Source organism: Mesorhizobium sp. B2-3-5 (assembly GCF_006442395.1).
Taxonomy (GTDB): Bacteria; Pseudomonadota; Alphaproteobacteria; order Rhizobiales; family Rhizobiaceae; genus Mesorhizobium.
Genome location: NZ_VFVX01000012.1, coordinates 71,950 through 98,727 on the forward strand (window position 1 = coordinate 71,950; position 26,778 = coordinate 98,727).

Annotated in this window: 26 protein-coding genes; 10 read left to right on the forward strand and 16 right to left on the reverse strand. The window is 63.5% G+C overall.

What is annotated here, in order from left to right; translation table 11 throughout:
* Positions 1 to 296 precede the first annotated feature (296 nt).
* The 4 genes from dnaN to FJ958_RS16020 all read left to right on the forward strand — a co-directional run bounded on the left by dnaN (position 297) and on the right by FJ958_RS16020 (position 3,959).
* The gene (gene dnaN / locus FJ958_RS16005; protein ID WP_127276856.1) at positions 297 to 1,415 is read left to right on the forward strand and encodes a DNA polymerase III subunit beta; all 1,119 of its coding nucleotides are present in this window, start codon (positions 297 to 299) and stop codon (positions 1,413 to 1,415) included.
* A gap of 75 nt (positions 1,416 to 1,490) precedes the next feature.
* Entirely contained in the window at positions 1,491 to 2,624 is a 1,134-nt protein-coding gene (recF, locus tag FJ958_RS16010) for a DNA replication/repair protein RecF (RefSeq protein ID WP_140744176.1), read from the forward strand.
* A 91-nt stretch (positions 2,625 to 2,715) separates the two neighbouring features.
* The gene (locus FJ958_RS16015; RefSeq protein ID WP_140744177.1) at positions 2,716 to 3,468 is read left to right on the forward strand and encodes a molybdopterin-synthase adenylyltransferase MoeB; all 753 of its coding nucleotides are present in this window, start codon (positions 2,716 to 2,718) and stop codon (positions 3,466 to 3,468) included.
* A 2-nt stretch (positions 3,469 to 3,470) separates the two neighbouring features.
* A complete protein-coding gene (locus FJ958_RS16020) occupies positions 3,471 to 3,959 on the forward strand; it encodes a GNAT family N-acetyltransferase (RefSeq protein ID WP_246679610.1) in 489 nt (162 codons plus the stop codon).
* Between the two features lie 51 nt (positions 3,960 to 4,010).
* Here FJ958_RS16020 and FJ958_RS16025 read toward each other — a convergent pair whose 3' ends face one another.
* Positions 4,011 to 5,012 carry a D-glycerate dehydrogenase gene (locus FJ958_RS16025; protein ID WP_140607722.1) on the reverse strand — a complete coding sequence of 334 codons (1,002 nt, stop codon included), beginning with the start codon at positions 5,010 to 5,012 and terminating at the stop codon, positions 4,011 to 4,013.
* A 148-nt stretch (positions 5,013 to 5,160) separates the two neighbouring features.
* On the opposite strand from FJ958_RS16025, the gene FJ958_RS16030 reads away from it, so the two are divergent.
* Positions 5,161 to 5,721 carry an SH3 domain-containing protein gene (locus FJ958_RS16030; RefSeq protein ID WP_140744178.1) on the forward strand — a complete coding sequence of 187 codons (561 nt, stop codon included), beginning with the start codon at positions 5,161 to 5,163 and terminating at the stop codon, positions 5,719 to 5,721.
* On the opposite strand, the gene FJ958_RS16035 is transcribed toward FJ958_RS16030, so the two are convergent.
* The gene (locus tag FJ958_RS16035) at positions 5,711 to 6,091 is read right to left on the reverse strand and encodes a DUF4260 domain-containing protein (RefSeq protein WP_140744179.1); all 381 of its coding nucleotides are present in this window, start codon (positions 6,089 to 6,091) and stop codon (positions 5,711 to 5,713) included. The genes FJ958_RS16030 and FJ958_RS16035 overlap by 11 nt on opposite strands.
* A gap of 64 nt (positions 6,092 to 6,155) precedes the next feature.
* The gene (irrA, locus tag FJ958_RS16040) at positions 6,156 to 6,587 is read right to left on the reverse strand and encodes an iron response transcriptional regulator IrrA (protein ID WP_181176405.1); all 432 of its coding nucleotides are present in this window, start codon (positions 6,585 to 6,587) and stop codon (positions 6,156 to 6,158) included.
* A 243-nt stretch (positions 6,588 to 6,830) separates the two neighbouring features.
* Between irrA and fabA the strand changes: the two genes are divergently transcribed.
* The 4 genes from fabA to FJ958_RS16060 all read left to right on the forward strand — a co-directional run bounded on the left by fabA (position 6,831) and on the right by FJ958_RS16060 (position 11,161).
* Positions 6,831 to 7,349: a 3-hydroxyacyl-[acyl-carrier-protein] dehydratase FabA gene (fabA, locus tag FJ958_RS16045; RefSeq protein ID WP_140744181.1), complete on the forward strand. Its 519-nt coding sequence runs from the start codon at positions 6,831 to 6,833 to the stop codon at positions 7,347 to 7,349.
* Positions 7,350 to 7,398: 49 nt separating this feature from the next.
* The gene (gene fabB / locus FJ958_RS16050; RefSeq protein ID WP_140744182.1) at positions 7,399 to 8,619 is read left to right on the forward strand and encodes a beta-ketoacyl-ACP synthase I; all 1,221 of its coding nucleotides are present in this window, start codon (positions 7,399 to 7,401) and stop codon (positions 8,617 to 8,619) included.
* A 29-nt stretch (positions 8,620 to 8,648) separates the two neighbouring features.
* Entirely contained in the window at positions 8,649 to 9,452 is an 804-nt protein-coding gene (fabI, locus tag FJ958_RS16055; protein ID WP_140744183.1) for an enoyl-ACP reductase FabI, read from the forward strand.
* A 164-nt stretch (positions 9,453 to 9,616) separates the two neighbouring features.
* Positions 9,617 to 11,161: a bifunctional diguanylate cyclase/phosphodiesterase gene (locus FJ958_RS16060; RefSeq protein WP_140744184.1), complete on the forward strand. Its 1,545-nt coding sequence runs from the start codon at positions 9,617 to 9,619 to the stop codon at positions 11,159 to 11,161.
* A gap of 16 nt (positions 11,162 to 11,177) precedes the next feature.
* Here the strand turns inward: FJ958_RS16060 and FJ958_RS16065 are convergent, their stop codons facing one another.
* The 10 genes from FJ958_RS16065 to rimP form a co-directional block, all read right to left on the reverse strand.
* Positions 11,178 to 12,188: a class I SAM-dependent methyltransferase gene (locus tag FJ958_RS16065; RefSeq protein ID WP_140744185.1), complete on the reverse strand. Its 1,011-nt coding sequence runs from the start codon at positions 12,186 to 12,188 to the stop codon at positions 11,178 to 11,180.
* A 128-nt stretch (positions 12,189 to 12,316) separates the two neighbouring features.
* Positions 12,317 to 14,464, reverse strand: coding sequence for a polyribonucleotide nucleotidyltransferase (pnp, locus tag FJ958_RS16070; RefSeq protein ID WP_140744186.1), 2,148 nt, complete (start codon positions 14,462 to 14,464; stop codon positions 12,317 to 12,319).
* Between the two features lie 403 nt (positions 14,465 to 14,867).
* Complete coding sequence (rpsO, locus tag FJ958_RS16075; RefSeq protein WP_281406662.1) at positions 14,868 to 15,242, reverse strand: 30S ribosomal protein S15; 375 nt, start codon at positions 15,240 to 15,242, stop codon at positions 14,868 to 14,870.
* Between the two features lie 78 nt (positions 15,243 to 15,320).
* Entirely contained in the window at positions 15,321 to 16,415 is a 1,095-nt protein-coding gene (corA, locus tag FJ958_RS16080; RefSeq protein ID WP_140744187.1) for a magnesium/cobalt transporter CorA, read from the reverse strand.
* A 43-nt stretch (positions 16,416 to 16,458) separates the two neighbouring features.
* Positions 16,459 to 17,436: a tRNA pseudouridine(55) synthase TruB gene (truB, locus tag FJ958_RS16085; RefSeq protein WP_140744188.1), complete on the reverse strand. Its 978-nt coding sequence runs from the start codon at positions 17,434 to 17,436 to the stop codon at positions 16,459 to 16,461.
* Entirely contained in the window at positions 17,436 to 17,900 is a 465-nt protein-coding gene (gene rbfA / locus FJ958_RS16090; protein WP_140744189.1) for a 30S ribosome-binding factor RbfA, read from the reverse strand. The genes truB and rbfA overlap by 1 nt, the downstream gene beginning before the upstream one ends.
* Before the next feature lie 140 nt (positions 17,901 to 18,040).
* Positions 18,041 to 20,620 (reverse strand): translation initiation factor IF-2, encoded by a 2,580-nt coding sequence (infB, locus tag FJ958_RS16095; RefSeq protein WP_140744190.1) that lies wholly within the window; start codon positions 20,618 to 20,620, stop codon positions 18,041 to 18,043.
* Positions 20,617 to 21,267, reverse strand: coding sequence for an RNA-binding protein (locus FJ958_RS16100; protein WP_140744191.1), 651 nt, complete (start codon positions 21,265 to 21,267; stop codon positions 20,617 to 20,619). Before FJ958_RS16100 ends, infB begins: the two co-directional genes overlap by 4 nt.
* 38 nt (positions 21,268 to 21,305) lie before the next feature.
* Positions 21,306 to 22,901, reverse strand: coding sequence for a transcription termination factor NusA (nusA, locus tag FJ958_RS16105; protein WP_140744192.1), 1,596 nt, complete (start codon positions 22,899 to 22,901; stop codon positions 21,306 to 21,308).
* 49 nt (positions 22,902 to 22,950) lie between these two features.
* Positions 22,951 to 23,598, reverse strand: a complete 648-nt coding sequence (gene rimP, locus FJ958_RS16110) for a ribosome maturation factor RimP (protein WP_140744193.1) — start codon at positions 23,596 to 23,598, stop codon at positions 22,951 to 22,953.
* Between the two features lie 319 nt (positions 23,599 to 23,917).
* Here rimP and FJ958_RS31590 point away from each other — a divergent pair, with 319 nt between their 5' ends.
* Entirely contained in the window at positions 23,918 to 24,055 is a 138-nt protein-coding gene (locus FJ958_RS31590; RefSeq protein WP_181176409.1) for a hypothetical protein, read from the forward strand.
* A gap of 15 nt (positions 24,056 to 24,070) precedes the next feature.
* Here the strand turns inward: FJ958_RS31590 and FJ958_RS16115 are convergent, their stop codons facing one another.
* From FJ958_RS16115 to FJ958_RS16125, 3 genes are all read right to left on the reverse strand, one after another.
* On the reverse strand, positions 24,071 to 24,772 hold the full coding sequence (locus tag FJ958_RS16115; RefSeq protein WP_140744194.1) for a tRNA (guanosine(46)-N(7))-methyltransferase TrmB: 702 nt from the start codon (positions 24,770 to 24,772) through the stop codon (positions 24,071 to 24,073).
* Between the two features lie 29 nt (positions 24,773 to 24,801).
* Entirely contained in the window at positions 24,802 to 26,067 is a 1,266-nt protein-coding gene (gene metK / locus FJ958_RS16120) for a methionine adenosyltransferase (RefSeq protein ID WP_140744195.1), read from the reverse strand.
* 169 nt (positions 26,068 to 26,236) lie between these two features.
* Entirely contained in the window at positions 26,237 to 26,656 is a 420-nt protein-coding gene (locus FJ958_RS16125; RefSeq protein WP_140607758.1) for a helix-turn-helix transcriptional regulator, read from the reverse strand.
* Between the last annotated feature and the right edge of the window lie 122 nt (positions 26,657 to 26,778).

Consider the following 26,778-nt stretch of genomic DNA (forward strand, 5'->3'; position numbering starts at 1 on the left):
GACAGGCAAGCCAGAACCGTTCTGGAATTCAATGGCTTGCCTGCCCGGCCGCGAACCCGAAATGGGCCCACGGCATTGCCGGGAGACGATCCGGATTCCGGATTCGCCGCACCGGCCGGCGGACTTCGTGCCTTTTATCCCCAGAAAGCCTGTGCAGCCGGCCTGAACCGGTGGCGCGGGCTTGCGTTTGCTGGCTTTTTCCTGTCAGTTTACGCAGATTCTGAGCCTGTTCAGACCTTTCGCGGGGCGCCGCCAGCCGGAGACCCGCTCATCCTTTCAAGCGAGCCTGTTTCGTCATGCGTGTTATCCTGGAACGGTCAAATCTCCTGAAGTCGCTCAACCACGTCCACCGCGTGGTCGAACGGCGCAACACCATACCGATCCTGTCCAACGTGCTGCTCAGCGCCGAAGGCGCCAGCCTCGAAATGAAGGCCACCGACCTCGACCTGGAGGTGACGGAAGCGACACCGGCCAAGGTGGAGCGCGGCGGGGCGACCACGGTTCCGGCCCACCTTCTCTACGACATCGTGCGCAAACTCTCCGACGGCGCCGAGGTGATGCTGAAGACGGATGAGGACGGCAACGCCATGACGGTGACGTCGGGCCGCTCGAGCTTCCGCCTGCAGTGCCTGCCGCAATCCGACTTCCCGGAGCTTTCGGCCGGCTCCTTCTCGCATATCTTCCGCCTCGACTCGGTTGCCCTGAAGGGGCTGATCGAGAAGACGCAGTTCGCCATTTCCACCGAAGAGACGCGCTACTATCTCAACGGCATCTATCTGCACACGCATGAGGTCGGCGGCAAGCTCAAGCTGCGCTCCGTGGCCACCGACGGCCACCGCCTGGCCCGTGCCGAGATCGACGCGCCGGCGGGTTCCGAGGGCATGCCGGGCATCATCATTCCGCGCAAGACGGTCAGTGAGCTGCAGAAGCTGGTCGACGATCCGGATGTCGCCGTGACCACCGAACTGTCGGACACCAAGATCCGCTTCACCATCGGCAGCGTGGTCCTGACCTCGAAGCTGATCGACGGCACCTTCCCCGATTATCAGCGCGTCATTCCGACCGGCAACGACAAGAAGCTGATCCTCGACCGCCAAAGCTTTGCCGCCGCGGTCGATCGCGTCTCGACCATTTCCTCAGAACGGGGCCGCGCCGTGAAGCTTTCGATCAGCGAAGGCCAGGTGACGCTCGCCGTCAACAACCCGGATTCCGGCAGCGCCACCGAGGAACTGGCCGCCGACTATTCGGCGGACCCGATCGAGATCGGCTTCAACGCCAAGTACCTGCTCGATGTCGCGGCGCAGTTGACCGGCACCGAAGCCAAATTCATGCTGGCCGACGCCGGCTCGCCGACGCTGATCCACGACATGGCCGACGAGACCGCGCTTTATGTGCTGATGCCGATGCGGGTATAGCCGGCACTTGTCGTCACGCGGCTCCGCCGCGGACCGGCAGCGAGAACGATGGCGACTTCTACAGGCGGATAGCGGTTGCCGGTACAAACCCATATAAGTAAGCTAACACTTACTAACTTTCGCAATTATGCGGCGCTGGCGATCGATCTCGCGCCGGGCCCTGTGGTCTTTTCCGGCGACAACGGCGCCGGCAAGACCAACCTTCTCGAAGCCATTTCCTTTCTGACCCCCGGGCGCGGCCTGCGCCGTGCTCCTTACGCGGATGTCGCGCGCGAGGGCGGCGACGGCGGTTTTGCGCTGCACGCCCGGCTCGACGGACCTGACGGCCAGGTCGAGATCGGCACCGGCATTTCCGGCGGCGACAGCGAGGGCGGCAGGCGGGTGCGGATCAACGGCGCCAACGCACGGTCGGCCGAGGATATGCTGGAATGGCTGCGCGTCGTGTGGCTGACGCCCGCCATGGATGCGCTGTTCACCGGACCGGCGGCGGATCGCCGCCGCTTTCTCGACCGGCTGGTGCTGGCGATCGACCCTGGCCACGGCCAGCGCGCCCTCGACTACGAGAAGGCGATGCGCGGCCGTAATCGTCTGCTGACCGAAGGCTCGCGCGACGACCGCTGGTTCGAGGCGATCGAGACCCAGATGGCCGAAACCGGCGTGGCGATCGCCGCGGCGCGCGCCGAGATGGTGCGCCTGCTGGCCGCCATGATCGACAGGCTGCCCGGCACGGGGCCGTTCCCGCAGGCCGACATCGGCCTCGCGGGCGATTTGGAGGCCGAGATCGCAAGCACGCCGGCGGTCGATGTCGAGGAGCGGTTCCGGCGGGCACTCATGGAAGGCCGCGACCGCGACCGCGCCGTCGGGCGCACGCTCGAGGGGCCGCACCGTTCGGATCTCGTTGTCCGGCACCGGCCCAAGGCGATGCCGGCAGAGCTCTGCTCGACCGGTGAACAGAAGGCACTGCTGGTCGGCATCGTCCTCTCGCATGCTAGGCTGACCGGCGAAATGTCCGGCATGACGCCGATCCTGCTCCTTGACGAGATCGCCGCGCATCTCGACGGCGGACGGCGGGCGGCGCTGTTCTCGATCCTGGAGGAATTGAACTGCCAGGCTTTCATGACGGGAACCGATGCCGCGCTGTTTTCCAGCCTGCTGGGCCGGGCACAGTTCCTGACGGTCGACCACGGCAAGGTCAGGCCAACCGTCTAGCATGCATGTCGGCACCCCAAAACCGCCTCACAGTTTTGGGCGAGATGCATGAAGACCTGACAAGGTTTTTCGGCCACGATATGGTCCTGACATGATCACTGCGCTCACCGCCGACGAGATCGAACGTTATGCCCGCCACATCGTGCTGCCCGAGGTCGGCGGCGCGGGCCAGCAGAAGCTCAAGCAAGCGCGTGTCCTGGTGATCGGCGCGGGCGGGCTGGGGGCGCCGGTGCTCGAATATCTTGCCGCGGCCGGCGTCGGCACGCTCGGCATTGTCGACGACGACACGGTGTCGCTCTCCAATCTGCAGCGTCAGGTCATCCACGGCACCGATACGGTCGGCATGTTGAAAACCGATAGCGCCAAGGCGGCGATCATCCGCATCAATCCCAACACCACGGTCGAAACGCACACATTCCGGCTGACGGCGGAGAACGCCCCTGCCCTCGTCGCACGCTATGACATCGTCGTCGACGGTTCCGACAATTTCGAAACCCGCTACACGGTGGCCGACGCCTGCGCGAGCGAAAGAAAACCGCTGGTGCATGCCGCTGTCGGACGTTTCGACGGTTCGGTGACGGTGCTGAAGCCATTCGAGGACGGCAAGGATGGCAAGCCGAACCCGAGCTATCGCGACCTCTTTCCCGAAGCCCCGCCGCCGGGGCTGGTGCCGTCCTGCGCCGAGGCCGGGGTGCTCGGCGCGCTGACCGGCGTCGTCGGCACGCTGCAGGCGATGGAGGCGATCAAGCTGATCACCGGCATCGGAGAACCGCTGGTCGGCCGGCTGCTGCTCTACGATGCGCTCGCCGCGCGCTTCGAAACGATCCGCTACACCAGGCGCTGACCTTGAAGCAGACCGTGCCCTTCTCCATCATCCGCATCGCCGCCGATTTCGACCGCTGGGATGATGTGCTCGCCCTGATCATGCAGGCCTTCGCCTCCATGGATGGCGTCATCGACCCGCCATCCTCGGCCCACTTGCTCACCGTCGACACATTGCGTGACAAGGCTCGGCGGGAGACCGGCTTCGTGGCCCTCAATGGCTGCAGGATCGTCGGCTGCGTCTTTGCTCTCGAACGGGGGGACGACTTTTATGTCGGCAAGCTCGCCGTCGCACCGGACTGCCAGGGGCAAGGCATTGGCCGGCAGCTGATGCGGGCGGTCGAACGTCTTGCGCTCGACCGCGGCAAGGCGGCGCTGGAACTTCAGACACGGATCGAACTCATCACGAACCATGCCGCCTTCGCCTGCCTCGGCTTCCACGAGACCGAACAGACGGCGCATGAAGGCTACGCCAGGCCGACCTCGATCACCATGCGCAAAGCCATTTCGTAAGCTTTGGGCCATTTCGTAAGCTTTGGCTTTCACTTTAAGGAAGGCGAGCCGTCAGGTTCTGAGCGGCAACACGCGGTCCGGCGGACGATGGCCGTCAACGAAGGCCCTGATATTGATGATGACCTTCTCGCCCATGTCGATGCGGCCCTCGAGTGTCGCCGAGCCCATATGCGGCAAGAGCACGACCTTGCCCTTGGCGGCGAGCTTGAGCAGCTTGCCGTTCAGGGCCGGCTCGTGCTCGTAGACGTCGAGACCGGCTCCGGCGATCTTGCCGTCCTGGATCAGCTTGACCAGCGCTTCTTCATCGATGATGTCGCCGCGCGCGGTGTTGACGACATAGGCCGTGGGCTGCAGCAACGCCAGCCGCCGCGCCGACAAGAGGTGGAAGGTCGCGGGCGTCGACGGACAGTTGACCGAGATGATGTCCATGCGGGCCAGCATCTGGTCGAGGCTTTCCCAATAGGTCGCCTCCAGCCCGTCCTCGACCGCCGGCAGCACGCGATGGCGGTTGTGGTAGTGGATGGAAAGGCCGAAGGCCTTGGCCCGCCGGGCAACGGCCGTGCCGATGCGGCCCATGCCGACAATGCCGAGCCGCTTGCCCCAGATGCGCCGGCCAAGCATCCAGGTCGGCGACCAGCCGGCCCATTTCTTGTCTCCTGTCAGCACATTGGCGCCTTCCGCGAGCCGGCGTGGCACCGCCAGCATCAGCGCCATGGTCATGTCGGCGGTATCTTCCGTGAGCACATTGGGCGTGTTGGTGACGGTAATGCCCCTCTTGGCCGCCGCCGCCACGTCGATCTTGTCGACGCCATTGCCGAAATTGGCGATCAGCTTGAGGTTGTCGCCGGCCTGGGCGATGAGCGCCGCGTCGATCTGGTCGGTCACGGTCGGCACCAGCACGTCGGCTTCCTTGACCGCGGCAACCAGTTCCGGCTGCGTCATCGGTCTGTCCTCGACATTCAGCCTGGCATCGAACAACTCGCGCATGCGGGTCTCGACCGGGTCGGGCAGCTTTCGCGTGATGACCACGAGAGGCTTCTTTTTGCCTACCATTGTTTCCCTCGTTGAGACCTCTTTAACCAAGACCGGCGAAACTGAAAGCCGGTCGCGGTAGCCGATTTACCCATGTAACAAGCGGTGCCGCCGAAGACAAAGAAAAAGGGGCGCCGCAGCCACCGGGCCGGCACCGAAAGGAACGAAAGTGTCTGGTTTCGCGTCGCTTCGCCTGACCCTCAGCGCAGCATTTCTCGGCGCTCTCCTTTATTCTCCGCTTGCCACGGCGCAGAGCGCGGCGGCACCCGCCCAGAGCGCCGTCACGCTCGGACCGAGCGGCCTGCCGCTGCCGCGATTCGTCAGCCTCAAATCCGGCCGCGTCAACTCGCGTGTCGGACCGGGCGCCAACTATTCGGTCGACTGGATGTACCTGAAGGCCGGGCTGCCGATGGAGGTCATCCAGGAATTCGACACATGGCGGCGCGTGCGCGATGCGGACGGTTCGGAAGGCTGGATCAACCAGTCGCTGCTCTCAGGCCGACGCACCGCCATCATCGCGCCCTGGCAGCGCGGCAAGGGCGCCCAAGTCAATCTTCTCAAGAGCCCCGACAAGGGTGCCAGGGTGGTGGCAATCGTCGAGCCGGGCGTCATGGGCACGATCAAGTCCTGCGACGGCCAGTGGTGCGAGATGACGCTCAACGGCCATACCGGCTGGCTCGCCCAGGCGGCGGTCTGGGGCGCGTATCCGGGCGAGCGGGTCAAGGACTGAACGTCTCGCGTTTACGCCCGATACGGCCAAGATGGGTGTCCTGGAAACCGGTTGACAGCTTGAGGCCATAGCCAAGCGCACGGTCGATGGCGATGTGCGCGATCCAGATCAGCGCGACCGCGATTGCCGTCGCATTGCCGACCAGGCGACCAACGAGCAACAGCAGCACCGGTACGATCACGATGTGCAGGGCGTTGTAGGCGATGGCGCCGATGCGCGGGCCACCAAGATAGCCCAATATCGACAGGTCCGGCGCCAGGATGAGCAATCCGAAGAGCCACCAGGAAACGCCCGTTGAACCGTAGAATACGACAGCGGCCATGGTCACGACAGCCCATTCGAGCCGGACTATCAGGTCGAGCGGTTTCATCCCAGGCCGATTATTCTGGCCCGGCCAATTATTCGGGACGGGCCGATTGGTCTGGCCCCGGCTGTCATTCCTGGCGCTTGGGGCGCAGTCTCACGACGATGTCGACATTGGCGATTTCCATACCCTCGGGCGGGTCCGGCAGGTTGGTGACCGTCACCGGGCCGTCGGCGATGTCGAAAATCCGGTTCTCGCCTTCGATGTAGAAATGATGGTGGTCGGAGGTGTTGGTGTCGAAATAGGTCTTGGCACCCTCGACCGCGAGAATGCGCAGCAGCCCCGCCTGGGTGAACTGGTGGAGCGCGTTGTAGACGGTGGCCAGCGACACCGGCACGCCGGCGGCCAGCGCCTCTTCGTGCAGTTCCTCGGCGGAGAGATGGCGATCGCCCTTGGCAAAAAGCAGATCGGCAAGCGCGATGCGTTGGCGCGTCGGCCTCAGCCCCGCTTCCCGTACTCGCTTGTCCACAGCGACATTTTCCTTCCGGCAGCCCCGGTCCATCTGGTCTTCCAAGCTCACAGTCCCGCCTCAAGACACGCCCAGAATGGCAAAAAAATGAATGTCTGCCGAAACCGAGCGCCGTGTCGACATATATTCTGTCGTCCGAATGCGATCAATAGCGCGCATTGACCCGGGCTGACTGGCGGGTTAAGCGCAAACGCCGGTTTCCGGCCTGAAACAGATTGTGTTAGGACACCAACGACAAGGGCGCGCTACCGCCCGGACGATATGGGGACGAGATTGATGGCGGGTTCGAAATCCAGCTACGACTACGAAGAATTGCTGGCCTGCGCCCGCGGCGAGCTGTTCGGAGAGGGCAATGCCCAGCTGCCCTACCCGCCGATGCTGATGTTCGACCGCATCACCGAGATCAGCGAGACCGGCGGCGCCTTCGACAAGGGCTTCATCCGAGCCGAATTCGACATCAAGCCGGACCTTTGGTTCTTTGCCTGCCATTTCATCGGCAATCCCATCATGCCGGGATGCCTCGGCCTCGACGCTTTGTGGCAGTTGACGGGTTTCTACCTTGGCTGGCTCGGCGAACCCGGCAAGGGAATGGCGCTGTCGACCGGCGAGGTCAAGTTCAAGGGCATGGTCACGCCATCGGTCAAGAAGGTCGAGTACGGCGTGGATTTCAAGCGCGTGATGCGTGGTCGGCTCGTGCTGGGCATCGCCGATGGCTGGATGAAGGCGGATGGCGAGCCCATATATGCGGCGACGGACCTGAAGGTCGGTTTGTCCAAGCAGTCGGCGGTCGCTTGACCACAGCCCTGGCCCGCCCATTGGCCGGCATCCCTGGAAGGAGTTGCGAATGAGACGTGTCGTAGTCACAGGCCTCGGCATCGTGTCGTCGATCGGCAACAACGCCAACGAGGTGCAGACCTCGCTGCATGACGCCAGATCCGGGATCAGCTTCTCCAACTCCTTCGCCGAGCATGGCTTCCGCTGCCAGGTCTGGGGTGCGCCGACACTCGACCCTTCCGCCATGATCGATCGCCGCGCGATGCGCTTCCTGTCGCAGGGCGCGGCCTGGAACCATGTCGCCATGGACCAGGCGATCGCGGATGCGAGGCTTGGCGAAAGCGACATCACCAATGAGCGCACCGGCATCGTCATGGGCTCGGGCGGCCCCTCCACCCGCACCATCGTCGAAGCGGCCGAAACCACGCTCAAGAACGGCAGCCCCAAGCGCATCGGCCCCTTTGCGGTGCCGAAGGCGATGTCGTCGACGGCCTCGGCCACCTTGGCCACGTGGTTCAAGATCCATGGCGTCAACTATTCGATCTCGTCGGCCTGCTCGACCTCGGCGCATTGCATCGGCAATGGCTATGAGCTGATCCAGTGGGGCAAGCAGGACATGGTCTTTGCCGGCGGCCACGAGGATCTCGACTGGACGATGTCGGACCTGTTCGATGCCATGGGCGCCATGTCGTCGAAGTTCAATGACCGGGCATCGACTGCTTCCCGCGCCTACGACGCCAATCGCGACGGCTTCGTCATTGCCGGCGGCGCCGGCGTGCTGGTGCTGGAAGAGCTTGAGCATGCCAAGGCGCGCGGCGCCAAGATCTACGCCGAGATCGTCGGCTACGGCGCGACCTCGGACGGCCACGACATGGTGGCGCCTTCGGGCGAAGGCGCGGTCCGCTGCATGCGGCAGGCGCTGTCGACGGTCACCACGCCGGTCGATTACATCAACACCCACGGCACCTCGACGCCGGTGGGGGATTCCAAGGAAATGGGCGCCATCCGCGAGGTGTTCGGCGAGAAGATGCCGTTCATCACCTCGACGAAATCACTGACCGGCCATTCGCTGGGCGCGGCCGGCGTGCAGGAATCCATCTATTCGATCCTGATGATGCAAGGCGGCTTTATCGGCGAAAGCGCCCATATCGAGACGCTCGATCCTGAATTCGAGGGCATGCCGATCGTGCGCAAGCGCATCGACGACGCCAAGATCGACACCGTCCTGTCAAATTCCTTCGGCTTCGGTGGCACCAACGCAACGCTCGTTTTCCAGCGCTATTCCGCATAAGGCCTGGTTTTGTAGAAGGATTGGCGGCCATGGACGGATTGATGAAGGGCAAGCGCGGGCTTGTCATGGGTGTCGCCAACGACCATTCGATCGCTTGGGGCATCGCCAGGAAATTGTCCGAACATGGGGCGGAACTGGCGTTCACCTACCAGGGTGAGGCCTTCGGCCGCCGGGTGAAACCGCTCGCCGACAAGCTCGGCGCCTCGCTGGTCGTTCCCTGCGACGTCGAGGACAGCGCTTCGGTCGCCGAAACCTTCGAGACGCTTGGCAAGGCCTGGGGCGGGCTGGATTTCGTCGTCCATGCCATCGGCTTTTCCGACAAGAATGAGCTGAAAGGCCTTTACGCCGACACCAGCCGGGACAATTTCGTCCGCACCATGGTGATCTCCTGCTATTCCTTCACCGAGGTGGCCCGCAATGCCGCGCCGCTGATGAAGGATGGCGGCTCGATGATCACGCTGACCTATGCCGGTTCGGTCCGCGTCATGCCGAACTACAACGTGATGGGCGTCGCCAAGGCCGGTCTCGAGGCCAGCGTGCGTTATCTCGCCAACGATTACGGCCCGCGTGGCATCCGGGTGAACGGCATCTCGGCGGGACCGGTGCGCACGCTTGCCGGCGCCGGCATTTCGGACGCCCGCCACATGTTCTCCTACCAGCAGCGCAACTCGCCGCTGCGCCGTACCGTGACCATCGACGAGGTCGGCGGGTCTGCGCTTTATCTCCTGTCCGACCTCGCCTCCGGGGTCACCGGCGAGATCCACTATGTCGATTCCGGCTACCACATCGTCTCGATGCCGACGCTGGACGAGTTGAAGCAGACGGATGGCTGAGGAGCGGATTTGCGGCCATACGCTTTGCGCGACATGTATCCTGGCGTTGGAAATAGCTTCTTTCCAGGAAAGAAATAACCCTCTCCGGTAAAATTGGATGCATTCGCGGAAAGCCATTTTAAGAAGGCGCCCGCTATAGAGTCCCGCAATCTGGGGACCGTTCAATGCCTGCCGTCAGCAACCCGAAGCGAACACCGGTGTTCCGACTGCTCACCATAGCAAGTTCGGGTATCGGCAGTTTCATCCTGGGCATCTGGGGCCTGAAGCACGGTCTCGGCAACGGGTTTGCCGGCATATCGATGGACTTGATGGTCGCGATCATGGCCGCGCTTTGCGCGCTGGCGGCATCGGTGGCGGCAATGTCCTTCTTCGCCGGCATCGATGAATCGGCGGATTTCGTCTTCAACGAGACCCATTTCGACAAGCTGACCGGGTTGCTGGCCCGCCCGGCGATGGTCGGCAAGATCGCCGAGGCGGCATGCACCACAAGCCGGACCGGAGAACCGGTGTTCCTGATCGACATCGACATCGACCGGTTCAAGCAGATCAACGACGCGATCGGCTACACCCAGGGCGACGAGTTGATCCGCGCCTTCACCGAGCGGCTGAAAACCTGCGTTCCCGCGCGCACCGTGATCGGGCGCATTGGTGCCGGCGAGTTCGCCGTGCTGCTTCAGGATCACCATATCCAGGGAACGATGGAAAGCATGCTCGAGAGGCTCATCGACGAGATGATGGAGCCCTATGAACTCAGCAGCCATCAGCAATCCGTGAGCCTGTCGGTGGGTATCGTGGCCATGCCCAAGGATGGCATCGACCCGGTCCTCATCCTGCGCCGCTCCAACCTGGCGCTGCAGAACGCGCGCGCCAGCGGCGTCGGCAACTGGTCGGTCTTCGACAGCGAGATGGGGCGGGTGGCCGACTACCGCCAATGGGTCGAATCCGAACTGCACACCGCCTTCGAACGCGGAGACTTCGACCTGCACTATCAGCCGCAACTCGACCTGCCGACCGGCCGCATCGTCGGCTATGAGGCGCTGATCCGCTGGAACCATCCAGAGCGTGGCATGATCCCGCCGATGGAGTTCATCCAGATCGCCGAGGAGACGGGGATGATCAACCCGATCGGCGAATGGGTTCTGCGCAAGGCCTGCAGCGACGCCAGCCATTTGCCGGACGACTGCTTCGTAGCTGTCAACATCTCGCCGGTCCAGTTCATGACCAAGGACTTCGTCGGCATCGTGCGCGACACGATAAGGACCACCGGCATCAAGCCGTCACGGCTGGAACTGGAAGTCACCGAGACGGCGATGATGCAGGACCGTGACCGCGCGGCCGCCATCCTGAAAGAGCTTGCCGAGATGGGCATATCCGTGGCCGTCGACGACTTCGGCACCGGCTATTCGAATCTCAGCTACCTGATCGACTTCTCGTTCGGCAAGCTGAAGATCGATCGTTCCTTCGTCAGCCGTATCGATACCGATTCCAGTTCCGGTGCCGTCGTCTCCACCATTGTCGGGCTTTCACGTGCGCTCGGCGTGAGCATCATCGCCGAAGGCGTCGAGACCGAGAGCCAGGCAACGCTGCTGCGGGCGGCAGGCTGCGAAGTCGTGCAGGGCTACCTGTTCGGGCGGCCGGCGCCGCTGAAGGTCGGGGTCGTCGATGGGCACGCCGGCGAGGACATGCGGCGCGTCGCCACTCTGCATTGAGCGACGCCCGCTTATATCAGCGCCGAGCGGAAAACACCTTGAACATACCGTCGCGGGCAAGCTCGGCGTGGCTGGCAAAGGCGGCCGATAGCACGGGCTCGTAGGGAAGCTCGCGGTTGGCGACCATGAACAGCCTGCCGCCGGGCTTCAACGCCTTGGCTGCGGCACGGATCATGCCGGCGCCGATCTCCGGCTCCGCCGCGCGGCTGCGGTGAAAGGGCGGGTTCATGGCGATAACGTCATAGCGGCGCTCGACAGGCTCGGCGAGCAGGTCCGTCCAGAAAAAGCCCTGTGCCACGGTGTTGGCCAGGTTGCCCTTGGCCGACTCCAGCGCATCGAAATCGGCCTCGTAAAGGTCGAGACCCGACAGGCCTGGCGAGCGGGCAGCCATTTCCGCCGCCACATAGCCCCAGCCGGCGCAGAAATCGGCCGCGCTGCCACGCAGATCACCGGGCAGGTTGTCGACCAGCAGTTTCGAACCCGCGTCGACGCGGTCGAAGGAGAACATGCCGGGTGCGGTGTGGAACCGGTCCTCGACCAGCAAGGCCGGGTTGGCGACGCGTAGCGCAGTGGCAGCCTGCACGTCCACCGGACGGCGCAGCCAGAAGGCCATGCCATGATACTTCGGCATATGGCCGTCGAGCGGCACAAGCTCGTCGATGCGCCTGCGCAGGCTGGCAATGCCGTCGTCCTTGCTTCCGGCAATGACGATCAATCCGCCCGGCGCCACGCGCTGGAGAGCCTCCGCGACGCGCAGTTCATTCTGGCCGCGATGGCGGCCGGCGATCACCAGCGCGGCTTCAAAACCATCATCCGCCGGTTGCGGCGTGATCGCGAAGCCAGCCGCCTGCAGTGCACGGAAATAGGGCCGGAAGCCTTGGACAAGATGCAGTGTGGCGGCGAAGCCCTGGGGCAAGCGCAGGCCGGGCTCGGCGCCGAGGAAAAGGACGCGTTCGCCCTTGCCTGGCAAGGCAAGAGCCTCGGTCTCGAACGGATGGAAAAGCGTCTTCAGCGCCTCAGCAGACATGTTCCCCTGCCCTTTGGTGTCTTGCGCAATTCCGGACGGAAAGCCGCTTCGCACCTTTCCTGGAATTGCTGCAAACGAAAACGGGCGCGACAACAGCCGCGCCCGCTTCGATTTCATTGTCAGATCGCTTAGGCGGCGTCTTCTTCGCCTTCGGCCTTCTTGTCGCGCGCGATTTCCTTGCCGGTCGCCTGGTCGACGACCTTCATCGACAGGCGAACCTTGCCGCGCTCGTCGAAGCCCATCAGCTTGACCCAGACCTTGTCGCCTTCCTTGACGACGTCCGAGGTCTTGGCGACGCGCTCATTGGCGAGCTGCGAGATGTGGACGAGACCGTCACGCGGGCCAAAGAAGTTGACGAAGGCGCCGAAGTCGGCGGTCTTGACGACCGTGCCTTCGTAGATTTCGCCGACTTCCGGCTCGGCGACGATGGTGTGGATCCACTTCTTCGCCGCCTCGATCTCCTTGGCGTTCGAGGAAGCGATCTTGACCGTACCGTCGTCCTCGATGTTGATCTTGGCGCCGGTCTTCTCGACGATCTCGCGGATGACCTTGCCGCCGGAGCCGATGACGTCACGGATCTTGTCGGTCGGGATGTGCATGACCTCGATGCGCGGCGCGAATTCGCCGAGCTCGGCACGTGCGCCGGACAGCGCATGGGCCATTTCGCCGAGGATATGCAGGCGGCCGTCCTTGGCCTGGCCGAGGGCGATCTGCATGATCTCCTCGGTGATGCCGTCGATCTTGATGTCCATCTGCAGCGAGGTGATGCCGTTGGCGGTGCCCGCGACCTTGAAGTCCATGTCGCCGAGGTGATCCTCGTCGCCCAGGATGTCCGACAGCACGGCGAAGCGCTCGCCTTCCTTGATCAGGCCCATGGCGATGCCGGCAACCGGCTTGGCCAGCGGCACGCCGGCATCCATCAGCGCCAGCGAGGTGCCGCAGACAGTGGCCATCGACGAGGAACCGTTGGACTCGGTGATCTCCGAGACGACGCGCAGCGTGTAGGGGAACTGGTCAGCGCTGGGCAGCATCGGGCGGATGGCGCGCCAGGCGAGCTTGCCGTGGCCGATTTCGCGGCGTCCCGGCGAACCCATGCGGCCGGTCTCACCGACGGAGTAGGGAGGGAAGTTGTAGTGAAGGAGGAACTTCTCCTTGTACATGCCGGTCAGCGAATCGACATACTGCTCGTCCTCGCCGGTGCCGAGCGTGGCAACGACCAGCGCCTGGGTCTCGCCGCGGGTGAACAGCGCCGAACCATGGGTGCGCGGCAGGACGCCGACTTCGGAGACGATCTTGCGGACCGTCTTCAGGTCACGGCCGTCGATGCGCGAGCTGGTGTCGAGGATGTTCCAGCGCACGACCTTGGCCTGGAGTTCCTTGAACACGGAACCGATCTGCTCGGAGGCATATTTGGGCTCTTCGCCCTCGGCCGGAGCAAATGCGGCCTTGACCTTCGCCTTGACGGCGTCGACGGCGGCATAGCGCTTCTGCTTGTCGGTGATCTTGTAGGCGTCGCGAAGCTCGTCGCCGACGATCTTCAGCATCTCGCCTTCGAGCTCGGAATAATCCGGCGCGGTGAAGTCGCGCGGATCCTTGGCGGCGACTTCGGCCAGCTTGATGATGGCGTCGATCACCGGCTGGAAGCCCTTCTGGCCGAACATCACGGCGCCGAGCATCAGCTCTTCGGAAAGTTCCTTGGCTTCGGACTCGACCATCAGCACGGCGTCGGTGGTACCGGCGACGACGAGGTCGAGCTTGGATTCCTCCATCTCGTCGATGTGCGGGTTGAGAACGTATTCGCCGTTGATGTAGCCGACGCGGGCGCCGCCGATCGGGCCCATGAAGGGAACGCCCGACAGCGTCAGCGCGGCCGAGGTGGCGACGATCGACAGGATGTCCGGGTCATTTTCGAGGTCGTGCTGGACGACGGTGACGACGATCTGGGTGTCGTTCTTGTAACCGGCGGCGAAAAGCGGGCGGATCGGGCGGTCGATGAGGCGGGAAACCAGCGTTTCCTTCTCGCTCGGACGGCCTTCACGCTTGAAATAGCCGCCCGGGATCTTGCCGGCGGCATAGGTCTTTTCCTGGTAGTTGACGGTCAGCGGAAAGAAATCGAGGCCGGGCTTGGGCTCCTTCATCGAAACGACGGTGGCGAGAACCACGGTCTCGCCGTAAGTGGCAAGCACGGCACCGTCAGCCTGGCGCGCGATCTTGCCGGTTTCGAGGATGAGCGGGCGACCGCCCCATTCGATTTCCACTTTGTGTTGATTGAACATGTCTTGTCCTTTGTATGAGGAAGGGCCGCGCCGTTTCATCGTGCGCGGGTGCCCTTCCTCTGGCTTCCTTTCTCGGGCAGCCACGGGCAAGACAACGGGAAGCTCGGGTTTGACTGGCACAATGGCCATACGAGCGTCCTGCAATCCTGCCCCATGACCGTCCATGGGTGACTTCGAGTGGCCCTCTGCGCGCTCGAAGCCGGATATGGCCAATCGATCGACTGGCCTGCGCATGACACCGAAACGGCTTGCGGAACGCGTCATGCGCAATTCAACTCTTCGGAGCGTCCGTCCGGCATCCAGATGGGGTGCGCGGCGCTCCAGTCCTGCATTCGAGTTCGGTTGCCCCGGTGCTCAAATGCGCGACCGGCGGACTCCCTGTGGGAGCCCGCCGGTCAATTCGTCAACGGCGCAGACCGAGCTTCTCGATCAGTGTCTGGTAGCGCGCGTCGTCCTTGCGCTTGAGATAATCAAGCAGGCTGCGGCGCTGGGACACGAGAGCGAGCAGACCACGGCGGGAATGGTTATCCTTCTTGTGGTCCTTGAAATGGTCGGTCAGGTTCTTGATGCGCTCGGAAAGGATGGCCACCTGGACTTCCGGAGACCCGGTATCGCCTTTGGCGGTAGCGAATTCACCCATCAATTCCTTCTTGCGCTCGGCAGTAATCGACATCGTGTTTTTCCTTATCTGTTCGAGGAAACGGGTCGCCCTCAGCCGGGATGTCGTCCAGCAGGGGCCGGTGCAAGCAAAGCGTCCTAGCGCTATGCTGCGGCGCATATAGTGCAATTCCCGGCAAAACACCAGCCCAATTCACGGAGCCGGCTTTTCAGCTCCAGATGCCAAGTTTTATCGCGGTTAAAGCCATTTCTTCCATTTGAAGAAAGCAATCAGCCCGAGCGCGATAACGGCCATGAACAGCAACGACGCGGGATAGCCGTAATAGGCCTTCAGCTCCGGCATGTTCCAGGGCGAACTTCCGGGATCGAAGTTCATGCCCCAGACGCCAACCAGGAATGTGAGCGGCATGAAGATGACCGAGACGATGGTGAGATAGCTGATGACATCGTTGGTGCGCGCCTGGCTCAGCGACAGATGCATCTCGATCAGTCCGGTCAGCATGTCGCGCTGGGTCTCCACCAGCTCGATCAGCCGGAGCGAATGGTCGAGCGTGTCGTTGAGGAAAACCTTGGTCTCGGCTCTGACACAGGGCACGTCGTTGCGGATCAGCGTGGCCAGGGCATCGCGCATCGGCCACAGCACGCCCTTCAGCACATTGGCGTCTCGCCGCAATTCGTGCAGCTGCCGCATCTGGTGCTTGTGCGTCGAATGCAGCATCTGGTCCTCGATGCCGTCGACAAGGTCGCCGGCCGCCTCGATCGGTGGGAAATAGCTGTCGACGATGGCGTCGATCAGCGCATAGGCCAGATAGTCGGCGCCACGGGTGCGCAACCGGTTGGGCGCCGAACTCTCGATGCGCTTGCGCACCGGATCGAACGGATCGCCCTCGCGCTCCTGGAAGGTGACGACGAAATTCTCGCCTAGGAAGAGAGCGATCTGTTCGTAGCGATGCGCGGTGACATCATCGATCATGCGCACGACGACGAAGGCATGATCCTCGAAGAAGTCGACCTTCGGCCGCTGGCCAGTGTTGACGACATCCTCCAGCGCCAGCGGGTGAAGGCTGAAGATGCGACCGATCTCCTCGATCAGCTGGATGTTGGCAAGACCAGTACAGTCGAGCCAGATCACCGGCCATTTGTGGCAATTGGCGTCGACGTCGTCGATGCTGGCATTGTCGATGGTCTTGAATTTCTGCGGCGAGATCAGGGTCAGCCGCAGTTCGGAGCGCCGCGCCGCCGGATCGGCGATCAGCGTGCCCGGCGAGGCGCCGACCGGCGGCCGCCTCGTCTTCACCGGCGCTCGCTTTTTTACCGCCTCTGCCTTTGCCATGTGGCCCCCGATCTTAAGTCAAACCGAAGTTAGACGAGAGCCATTAGCCGGCAAAGACCCGCTTGGGCTTGAACATGCCCTGTTCGATCGCGCCGATGGCAACCAGCTTGCCGCGTGCCGTCGCGCAGGCTTCTTCCGCTTCCACGGGTGCATCGCGGCCACGAATGATGACCGGGTTGCCGAGACGGATCTTGGTCGCGGCGTCGTCGCTGATGGCGATCTGCGGCAGGCAATCGAGAGCCGCTGACGTATCGACAAGAAGCGCATCGATCGCGTCGAAGTCGATCGGCGCGTCCAGGACGTCACCGCCGTCATCCGAACCTGACTTGTCTTCACCTTGCGCGCCGAAACGCGCCGCCTCGAGTTCGGCGATGGTGACGAAATCCCGCGGCGTGAACGGCTCGACCTCGACCCGGCGCAGGTCGGAAACATGGCCGAAGCAGCCGAGATCGCGGCCCATGTCACGCGCCAGCGAGCGCACATAGGTGCCCTTGCCGCATTCGACCTCGAAAACCGTGTGATCGGCGCTGTGCTCGACGACGTCGAGACGCCCGATCTCGATCTCGCGCGCGGGTATGTTGACCGTCTCGCCTTCGCGGGCGAGGTCATAGGCGCGTTCGCCCGCGATCTTGACGGCCGAGAATTGCGGCGGCGTCTGCATGATGACGCCGGTGTATTTCGGCAGCAGCGCCCGCACCTCGGCTTCGGCCGGACGCAGGTCGGAGCTTTTCGTCACCGGCCCTTCAAGATCGTCGGTGGAGCGCTCATCGCCCCAGGCGACGGTGAAACGATAAATCTTGGCGCCGTCCTGCACGTAAGGCACGGTCTTGGTGGCTTCACCGAGCGCGATCGGCAGCATGCCGGAAGCCAGCGGGTCGAGCGTGCCGGCGTGGCCGGCCTTTTCGGCCTGGAACAGCCATTTGATCTTGGACACAGCCTCTGTCGATCCCATGCCGACCGGCTTGTCCAGCACCACCCAGCCGGAGACCGGACGGCCCTTCTTCTTGCCGCGACGCCCCATTATTCGCTGTCCCTGTCGTCTTTGGCCCTGTCGTCTTTGGCCCAGTCGTCTTTGGCCTTGTCGTCCTTGGCTTCGTCCGCGTCGAGATCGCGCGCCACTTCGGGCGACTTCAGCAGGTCGTTGATCCTGGCGAAATTGTCGAAGGATGTGTCCAGCCGGAAGCGGAACTCCGGCATGTATTTCATTTGCCTGAGCGCGCCGGAGACACGGCCGCGGACGAATTTCGCATGCTTGTTGAGCGCTTCGATGACGGCACCGGCGTCCTTTGCACCGAGCGGGGAAACAAAGGCCGTGGCGATCTTGAGATCGGGCGACATGCGCACTTCGGAGACCGAAACGACCGAGTTTTCAATCAACGGGTCGATGATCTCGCCACGCTGCAGGGTTTCGGAGAGCGCATGGCGCACCTGCTCGCCAACGCGCAGCATGCGCTGGGATGGACCGGATGTGATGGAACGGGGCATTTTTTCTCAATCCTGAAAGCGTGAGGCGCGGGATAGGACCGTGCCGCATGTCTCAAACAGTCATTCTCAACGGCTTTGGCTCAACAGGCTTTGGGCGGCGGTCTTACGACCACCGCCCGATACCGACAAGTCACTCTAACTCAGAGTGTCCGGGTCACCATCTCGACGCGGAAGCACTCGATGATGTCGCCGACGCGCATGTCCTCGTAGTTCTGGAAGGCCATGCCGCACTCCTGGCCGACGGGGACTTCCGAAACCTCGTCCTTGAAGCGCTTCAGCGTCTTCAGCGTGCCTTCGTGGATGACGACATTGTCGCGGATCAGGCGCACGCCCGCGCCGCGCTCGACCTTGCCTTCGGTGATACGGCAGCCGGCGATCTTGCCGACCTTGGTGATGTCGAAGATCTCGAGGATCTCGGCATTGCCGATGAAGGTCTCCCGACGCTCCGGCGACAGCAGGCCCGACAGAGCCGCTTTCACATCATCCACGAGGTTGTAGATGATCGAGTAGTAGCGGATCTCGATGCCCGCGGCCGCGGCCGCGGCACGCGCCTGCACATTGGCACGGACGTTGAAGCCGATGATCGCCGCGCCCGAAGTCTCGGCCAGGGAAACGTCGCTTTCGGTGATGGCGCCGGCGCCGGCGTGGACGATGCGCGCACGCACCTCGTCGGTGCCGAGCTTGTCCAGCGCGGCGTTGATCGCCTCGATCGAACCCTGAACGTCGCCCTTGATGACCAGCGGGAATTCCTTCAGCCCGCTCGTCTGCAGTTGCGACATCATCTGTTCGAGCGAGCCGCGCTGGCCGGCATGCTTGGCAACCGCCTTCTCGCGCGCCAGACGCTGGCGATACTCCGTGATCTCGCGAGCGCGAGCCTCGTTGTTGACGACCGCGAAGCGGTCACCAGCCTGCGGCGTGCCCTGAAGGCCGAGCACCTCGACCGGCATTGCCGGCGGCGCTTCCTTGATCTGTTCGCCGCGATCGTTGACCAGCGCGCGCACCCGGCCCCATTCGTTGCCGGCGACGAGGATGTCGCCCGGCATCAGCGTGCCGGTCTGCACCAGCACGGTGGCGACGGGGCCGCGGCCCTTGTCGAGCTGGGCCTCGATGACGACGCCCTCGGCGGTCCGGTCCGGATTGGCCTTCAGGTCGAGGATTTCGGCTTGCAGCAGGATCGCTTCGAGCAGCTTGTCGAGATTGGTGCCCTTGGTCGCCGATACTTCGACGTCAAGCACTTCACCGCCCATGGATTCCACGAACACCTCGTGGCGCAGCAGTTCGGAGCGCACCTTCTGCGGATCGGCGTCATGCTTGTCGATCTTGTTGATCGCCACGATGATCGGAACGTTGGCCGCCTTGGCATGGCTGATCGATTCGATCGTCTGCGGCATCACGCTGTCGTCGGCAGCCACCACGAGAATGGCAATGTCGGTGGCCTGGGCGCCGCGGGCGCGCATCGCCGTGAAGGCGGCGTGGCCGGGCGTGTCGATGAAGGTGATCTTCTGACCGTTCTTCTCGACCTGATAGGCGCCGATATGCTGGGTGATGCCGCCGGCCTCGCCGGACACGACATTGGCGTTGCGGATCGCATCCAGCAGCGAGGTCTTGCCGTGGTCGACGTGACCCATGATGGTCACGACCGGCGGACGCGGCACCAGGTCTTCGGGACGATCGGCGATGTTGAACAGGCCTTCCTCGATGTCGGACTCGGCGACGCGGCGGACCGTGTGGCCGAATTCGGTGGCGACCAGCTCGGCCGTATCAGCGTCGATGACGTCGCCCGGCTTCAGGATCTGGCCCTGTTTCATGAAGAACTTGACGACATCGACCGCACGTTCGGACATGCGCTGCGCCAGTTCCTGGATGGTGATGGTCTCGGGCAAGATCACTTCGCGCATGACTTTCTCGCGCGGCTCGTTGTGCATCGCGCGCTTGAACTTCTCCTGACGGCGACGCATCGACGACAGCGAACGGGCCCGCGCATCCTCGTCGGAAAGCGCGGAATTCAGCGTCAGCTTGCCGCGGCGACGGTCTTCCTCGCCTTTGGTCGGCTTGGCCGGACGCGCCACTTCGGGCGTGACCGGGCGGCGTACCGGCGCCCCGGCACCAGCCCGCTTCGGCTTGACCTCTTCCTCTTCGTCCGATGTCGCCAGTTCCGCGGCCAAGGGCGCGCGGCGGCGTGCCTCTTCCTCGGCGCGACGGCGGGATTCGGCTTCGGCCTGCAGGCGCGCTTCCTCCTCCGCCTGCCGGCGCGCGGATTCCTCGCGCTCACGCTTGCGGCGCTCTTCTTCCTCGGCGCGGCGCTTGGCCTCCTCGGCGGCGCGCTGGCGGTCCTCGACTTCGCGAACCTTCGAGCCTTCGAGTGCCCTGCGGCGCGCTTCCATTTCACTGCGCGACAATTCGTTCAGCACCATGCCGCTGCGCTCGACCGGAGGCGGCGGGGGCGGCGGCGCCTTGGGGGCTTCCTGCACGACGGGCGCGGCAGCCGCGACCGGCGGCTTTGGCGTGAGAACGGGCGCAGGGGCAGCGGCTACCGGCTCCGGCCTGTCGCCGGGCAGCGAGAACTTGCGCTTCTTGGTCTCGACCACGACCGACTTGGTACGGCCATGCGAGAAGTTCTGGCGCACAGTGCCCTGTTCCATGCCGGGGCGCTTCAGCGTCAAGGTCTTCTTCGGCGTAACACTCAACGTCTTGTCGTCGCCCGATTTCGTATCGCTCATTCCATATCCTCTGCGGCCTCATCTTCGTCAGCAACGGCCGCAAGCATTGCCAGATCGTCCGGGGTACCGCCCCGATACCGGTCGAGCGCAACCATGCGCTTCTGGACCGCCTTACCCGCGTCTCCCGCGAGGACGGCAGCATGTATCACATTTGTACCCCCCAATGCCAAGCTCAACTCGGCCTCGGAGAAAAGTTTGTAGGCAAGGATGGAGGGGCCGCCGACATGGACGGTCGCCCGCCGCGCCTGGCTGATCTTGCGCACACCATCGTCGGACGCTTCGGTAGCGTGAAGCACGAAAAGCGCCAGCCCGCCGCGCACCGCGCTCTCGACCTTGGTGGCGCCCAGCGCTATCGCGCCTGCCTTGCGGGCGAGACCCAGCATACCCAGCGCGGATTTGGAGAGCAACCCGTCGACCATGCCACCCAGATCGGGCGGCACAACCACCTGTGCCTTGAAGGCGCGGGCAAAGAGGTTTTTGGCCGCCGCCTTGTCGATATGTAGGCGGTCAGCACTCACCCAGCAACCACGGCCGGGCAGATTTCTCTTGAGATCGGGAACGACGGCCGAATCCGGGCCGACGACGAACCGGATCAGATCATCCGGTTCGGCCTGCTTGCGGGTGACGATGCAGGTGCGATCGTTCATCTCGTCCAGGGGCGGGTTCTGTGCGATGCGGTTTCACCTCACGCACCAACGGCTTCGTCAGCCGATGCTTCTTCGGCTGCAAGCTCGTCCTCGGAAATCCAGCCGGCCTTGAGACGGGCGGCGAGCACCATCTGCTCGGCGTCGGCGCGCGAAACGCCGTGACTGGCCAGCACGCCGGGGTACACCTTGGTTTCGCCGTCCTTGCGTTCCTTCCAGCCGGTCAGGTCGTCGGCGGCATAGCCGGCGAAATCCTCGATCGTCTTCACGCCGTCTTCGCCAAGCGTCACCATCATGGCGGTGGTGATGCCGGGGATTTCGCGCAGCTCGTCCTTGACACCCAGCGCCTTGCGCTTCTCGTCATGCTCGGCCTCGATCTTCTCCAGATACTCACGGGCGCGGGTCTGGATTTCCGAAGCGGTGTCCTCGTCGAAGCCATCGATCGAGGAGATTTCGCCGGAATCGACGTAGGCCACTTCCTCGACGCTGGTGAAGCCTTCCGAGGCAAGCACCTGGCCGACCATCTCGTCGACGTCGAGGGCTTCCATGAACAGCGCCGAGCGCTCGACGAATTCCTTCTGGCGGCGCTCGCTCTCTTCCTGCTCGGTCAGGATGTCGATGTCCCAGCCGGTGAGCTGCGAAGCAAGGCGCACGTTCTGGCCGCGACGGCCGATGGCCAGCGACAGCTGATCGTCCGGCACCACAACCTCGATGCGCTCGGCATCCTCGTCGAGCACCACCTTGGCGACTTCGGCCGGCTGCAGCGCGTTGACGATGAAGGAAGCGGCCGAGGGCGACCACGGAATGATGTCGATCTTCTCGCCCTGCAATTCGCCGACGACCGCCTGGACGCGGCTGCCGCGCATACCGACGCAGGCGCCGACCGGATCGATCGAGCTGTCGCGCGAGATGACGGCGATCTTGGCGCGCGAGCCCGGGTCACGGGCGACCGACTTGATCTCGATGATGCCGTCGTAGATTTCCGGCACTTCCATGGTGAAAAGCTTGGCCATGAATTGCGGATGGGTGCGCGATAGGAATATCTGCGGGCCGCGCTGCTCGCGGCGCACGTCGTAGACATAGGCACGGACTCGATCGCCGTACTTGTAGTTCTCGCGCGGGATCAGTTCGTCACGGCGGATGATCGCCTCGCCACGGCCGAGATCGACGATGACATTGCCATATTCGACGCGCTTGACGGTGCCGTTGACGATCTCGCCGATGCGATCCTTGTATTCGTCGTACTGGCGGTCGCGTTCAGCCTCGCGCACCTTCTGCACGATGACCTGCTTGGCGGACTGGGCGGCGATGCGGCCGAAATCCATCGGCGGCAGCTGTTCGGCGATGAAATCTCCGAGCTGAGCGTCGGGATTGCGCTCCCGGGCAGAGGAAATGGCGATCTGCGTGGCATAGTCGTCGACCTTATCGACCACTTCCATCAGCCGCTGCAGCTTCATCTCGCCGGTGTTCGGGTTGATGTCGGCACGAATGTTGGTCTCCTGGCCGTAACGCGAACGCGCCGCCTTCTGGATCGCATCGGCCATGGCGGCGATGACGATCGACTTGTCGATCGACTTTTCACGCGCGACCGCATCGGCAATCTGCAGCAGTTCAAGTCTGTTGGCGCTTACAACCATGTTTTTTCTCCCGAGCCTGTTTGCCGGACCTTCGGGCCCGGCAGCTCAATCAACTTTCCTGTTCGTGTTCTTCCGTGGCGTCCGTTTCCGCACCCTCTGGCACATCGTCGTCCGGCTCGCCGCGGCGTTTCTTGGCTTCCTTGCGCGCCCTGTTGTCCTTCGACAAGGCATCGCGGATGAGGTCGTCGGTCAAGATCAGGCGCGCCTCGGCGATGGCATCGTAAGGCACGCGCACCGTCGGCTCCTCGCCATAGGCCGCCTTATCGCGCTCGATCAGCACGTCATTTTCGCCGGCCTCGACGATCTTGCCCTTGAAGCGCTTGCGGTCGGCGACGACGACCGACGTCTCCATCTTCACCAGGTGGCCAGTCCACGCCGTGAAATCCGATTTGCGGACCAGCGGCCGGTCGATGCCGGGAGAAGAGACTTCCAGATGATACGCCTTTTCGATCGGATCGTCGACGTCGAGCGCCGGCGACACCGCGCGGCTGACCTCTTCGCAATCCTCGACGGTCATGGTGCCGTCCTCGCGCTCGGCCATGATCTGCAGCGTCAGTCCGTTCTGACCGGACAGGCGCACGCGCACCAGGCGAAACCCGATGCCGCGCAGCACCGGCTGGATGATCAGCGCGATGCGCGCATCGATGCCGCTTTCGCGGATGATGCGGTCGTCACCTTCGCTTGCAGTTGCAGTCATCTAATCCCTGTCGTTCTTTTCGAACCTATCGGCAGGTAATAAAAAAGAGCGGGACCGGGTGGACCCACTCTTCGTCATACCGACCAAGAATTTGAAGCTGATATAGACGATCCGGGCCGGCGTTTCAAGTCCGCAGTGCCGGGGCGGCAAAAGCCCGACGGCGTCCGCGCTGCTTCAGACGCATGGGCCCCATGCGGCAATTCCCCTGTGAGCGCCGAGGACAGGACGCTCCCATCTGTTAGCCACGACACGAACAGAATTGGCGGGCGGTGGCGCGCGAAAGGACAGGATCATGAGTAACCGCGGAATATTTTCCGCCTTGGGCGATCTCTTGACAACGTTCGGCAGCGCCGTCGCCGCGTCGCCCGCCATGGAAGCCGGCCGGAAGCCGCGCGCGGACGACCTGCGTAAGCTCGGCATGGATCCGGCCGTGTTCAACCGATTCGGCCGTTTCTGAGCCTGCCGTGAAGGCTTACGTCCTGACGAAAGTCAGATAGGCCGGCGGCCTGCCCTCGCGAATGGCCTTCGCCTCGTAACGGGTGCCTGGCCAGCCATCGTAAGGGCGATGCCAGTCCGCCGCTTCCGCGGCCTGCCATGCGAAGGCGCCATGCGCCCGGCAATGCAGCAAGGTCCAGTTCACATAGGTGTCGATATCGGACGCGAAGCGGAATTTCGAACCCGGCTTCAGGACGCGCGCGAAACGGTCGAGATTGATCTGGCTGACGAAGCGCCGCTTCCAATGCTTCTTCTTCGGCCAGGGGTCGGGATAGAGAAGATCGATGCCATCCAGCGAGGTGGGGGGCAGCCAGTCGAGCAACTGTGTGGCATCGTCGTCATAGACCCTTAGATTGGGAAGCGGCGTTGCCCGGACCGCCATCATCATCTTGGCCATGCCGTTGACGAAGGGCTCGACGCCGATGAAGCCGATCGTCGGCGCCTCGACGGCGCGATGCAGGAGATGTTCGCCACCGCCAAAGCCGATTTCGAGCCGCACGGCCGAAACGTCGGCTTCAAACAGAGTGCGCAGATCCGGGGGTGCCGCGGTCGCCAGATCGAGCCGATAGGCGCCAAGGCCGCTTTCCAGGGCAGCGGCCTGCTGCGGGCGAACGGGCTTGCCGCGCCGACGACCGAAAAAGGCTTCGGTCGTACGGCTTGGCCTGTCTTGCGGGCTCATCTGGTTGGGCGCGGGGACCGTCGTGGCGTTCAGGCCGCGACAGCATCCTTGAGCGCCTTGGCGAGATCGGTCTTTTCCCAGGAGAAAGACCCATCACGGCCGGCCTTGCGGCCGAAATGGCCGTAGGACGACGTCTTGGCGTAGATCGGCTTGTTGAGGTCGAGATGGCGGCGGATGCCGGACGGCGACAGGTCCATCACGCTGCGCAGCGCATCCTCGAGCTTTGCCTCGTCCACTTTGCCGGTGCCGTGCAGGTCGACATAGACCGACAGCGGCTGGGCGACGCCGATGGCATAGGAAAGCTGGATGGTGCAGCGGTCGGCAAGTTTCGCCGCCACGACATTCTTGGCCAGGTAACGCGCCGCATAGGCGGCCGAACGGTCGACCTTGGTGGTGTCCTTGCCGGAAAAGGCGCCGCCGCCATGCGGAGCCGCCCCGCCGTAAGTGTCGACAATGATCTTGCGGCCCGTGAGGCCGGCGTCGCCGTCAGGCCCGCCGATGACGAACTTGCCGGTCGGGTTGATGTACCAGTTGCAGTCGTCGGCGATCTTGAGGTCGCCCAGCGCTTCGCGAATGTAGGGTTCCACGACCTTGCGCACCTTCTTCGAGTCCCAGGTCGCGTCGAGATGCTGAGTCGACAGCACGATCTGCGTTGCCTCGGCCGCCTTGCCGTCGATGTAGCGGACGGTGACCTGGCTCTTGGCATCCGGCCCGAGCCTGCCGGCCTCGCCGTTGTTTTCGTGACGCGCGGCGGCCAGCAGTTCGAGGATCTTGTGGCTGTAGTAGATCGGCGCCGGCATCAGGTCCGGCGTCTCGCGGCAGGCATAGCCGAACATGATGCCCTGGTCGCCGGCACCTTCCTCACCCTGGCGGTCGGCGGCGTTGTCGACGCCCTGGCCGATGTCGGGCGACTGGCCGTGCAGCAGAACCTCGATCTTGGCCGTCTTCCAGTGGAAGCCTGCCTGTTCATAGCCGATCTCACGGATCGCCTTGCGGGCGACGGACCTGAATTTCGCCGGGTTCACGACAGGGTGCCCCGCCGCGTCCTTGAGGATGTTACCGGCCTTGTCCTTCTTCAGCAGCGTCTCGGGGACGCGCACCTCACCGGCGATGACGACGCGGTTGGTGGTCGCCAGGGTCTCGCAGGCAACGCGGACTTTCCATGGGTCCATGCCGGTCTTCTTGGCTTCACGATAGACCAGATCGACGATCTCGTCGGAAATCCGGTCACAGACTTTGTCGGGATGGCCCTCGGCAACGGATTCCGAGGTAAAGAAGTAGTTCTGCCGCGTCACGGGTGTCCCCTCTTGAAAAACGATCGGCAGGCTGCCGATTTTGGCGCGCCACGTGTTAGCGGGGCAGAGCGCCGCTCGTCAAGCGTTGCCGCCGTTCTGGCATGAATGTCGACGCCGATATCTTGTGCCACCGGCGGCTGGTTGCCGCCGGTTCGAAGCGCGTCGCGGATCAGTCGAGATCGTCCGCTGCGAGCGATTTCACCAGGTCGATGATCCTGCGGCGCACCTTGACATCGGCGATCTTGACAAAGGCGCGGTTGAGCTGAAGGCCTTCCGGGCTGCCGCAGAATTCGACGGCAAAAGCCATCGAGGCATCCTCGGCAAAGCCGCGGTTGGCCGCGGACTCCTGGCCCGGCGCATCCTCGAAAAAGAAGGCGACAGGCACGCCGAGTATGGAGGCAATCGCCTGCAGGCGGCTGGCGCCGACGCGGTTGGTGCCCTTTTCATATTTCTGGATCTGTTGAAATGTGATGCCGAGATTTTCGCCCAGCTTTTCCTGGCTCATTCCGAGCATGTTGCGGCGGAGCCGAACCCGGCTTCCAACATGGATGTCGATCGGATTCGGTTTCTTCTTGTTTTCTTCTGTCATTTTTTCCTCGCCGAATTTTTTCGGCTTTGTGTTTTTTTCCTGCCCAAAGAAAGCCGGAGGCGAACTGCCCCAACAGAACGATCCACCGGCTTCGAGAAATTTTCAGGCGGTACAGTATGAGT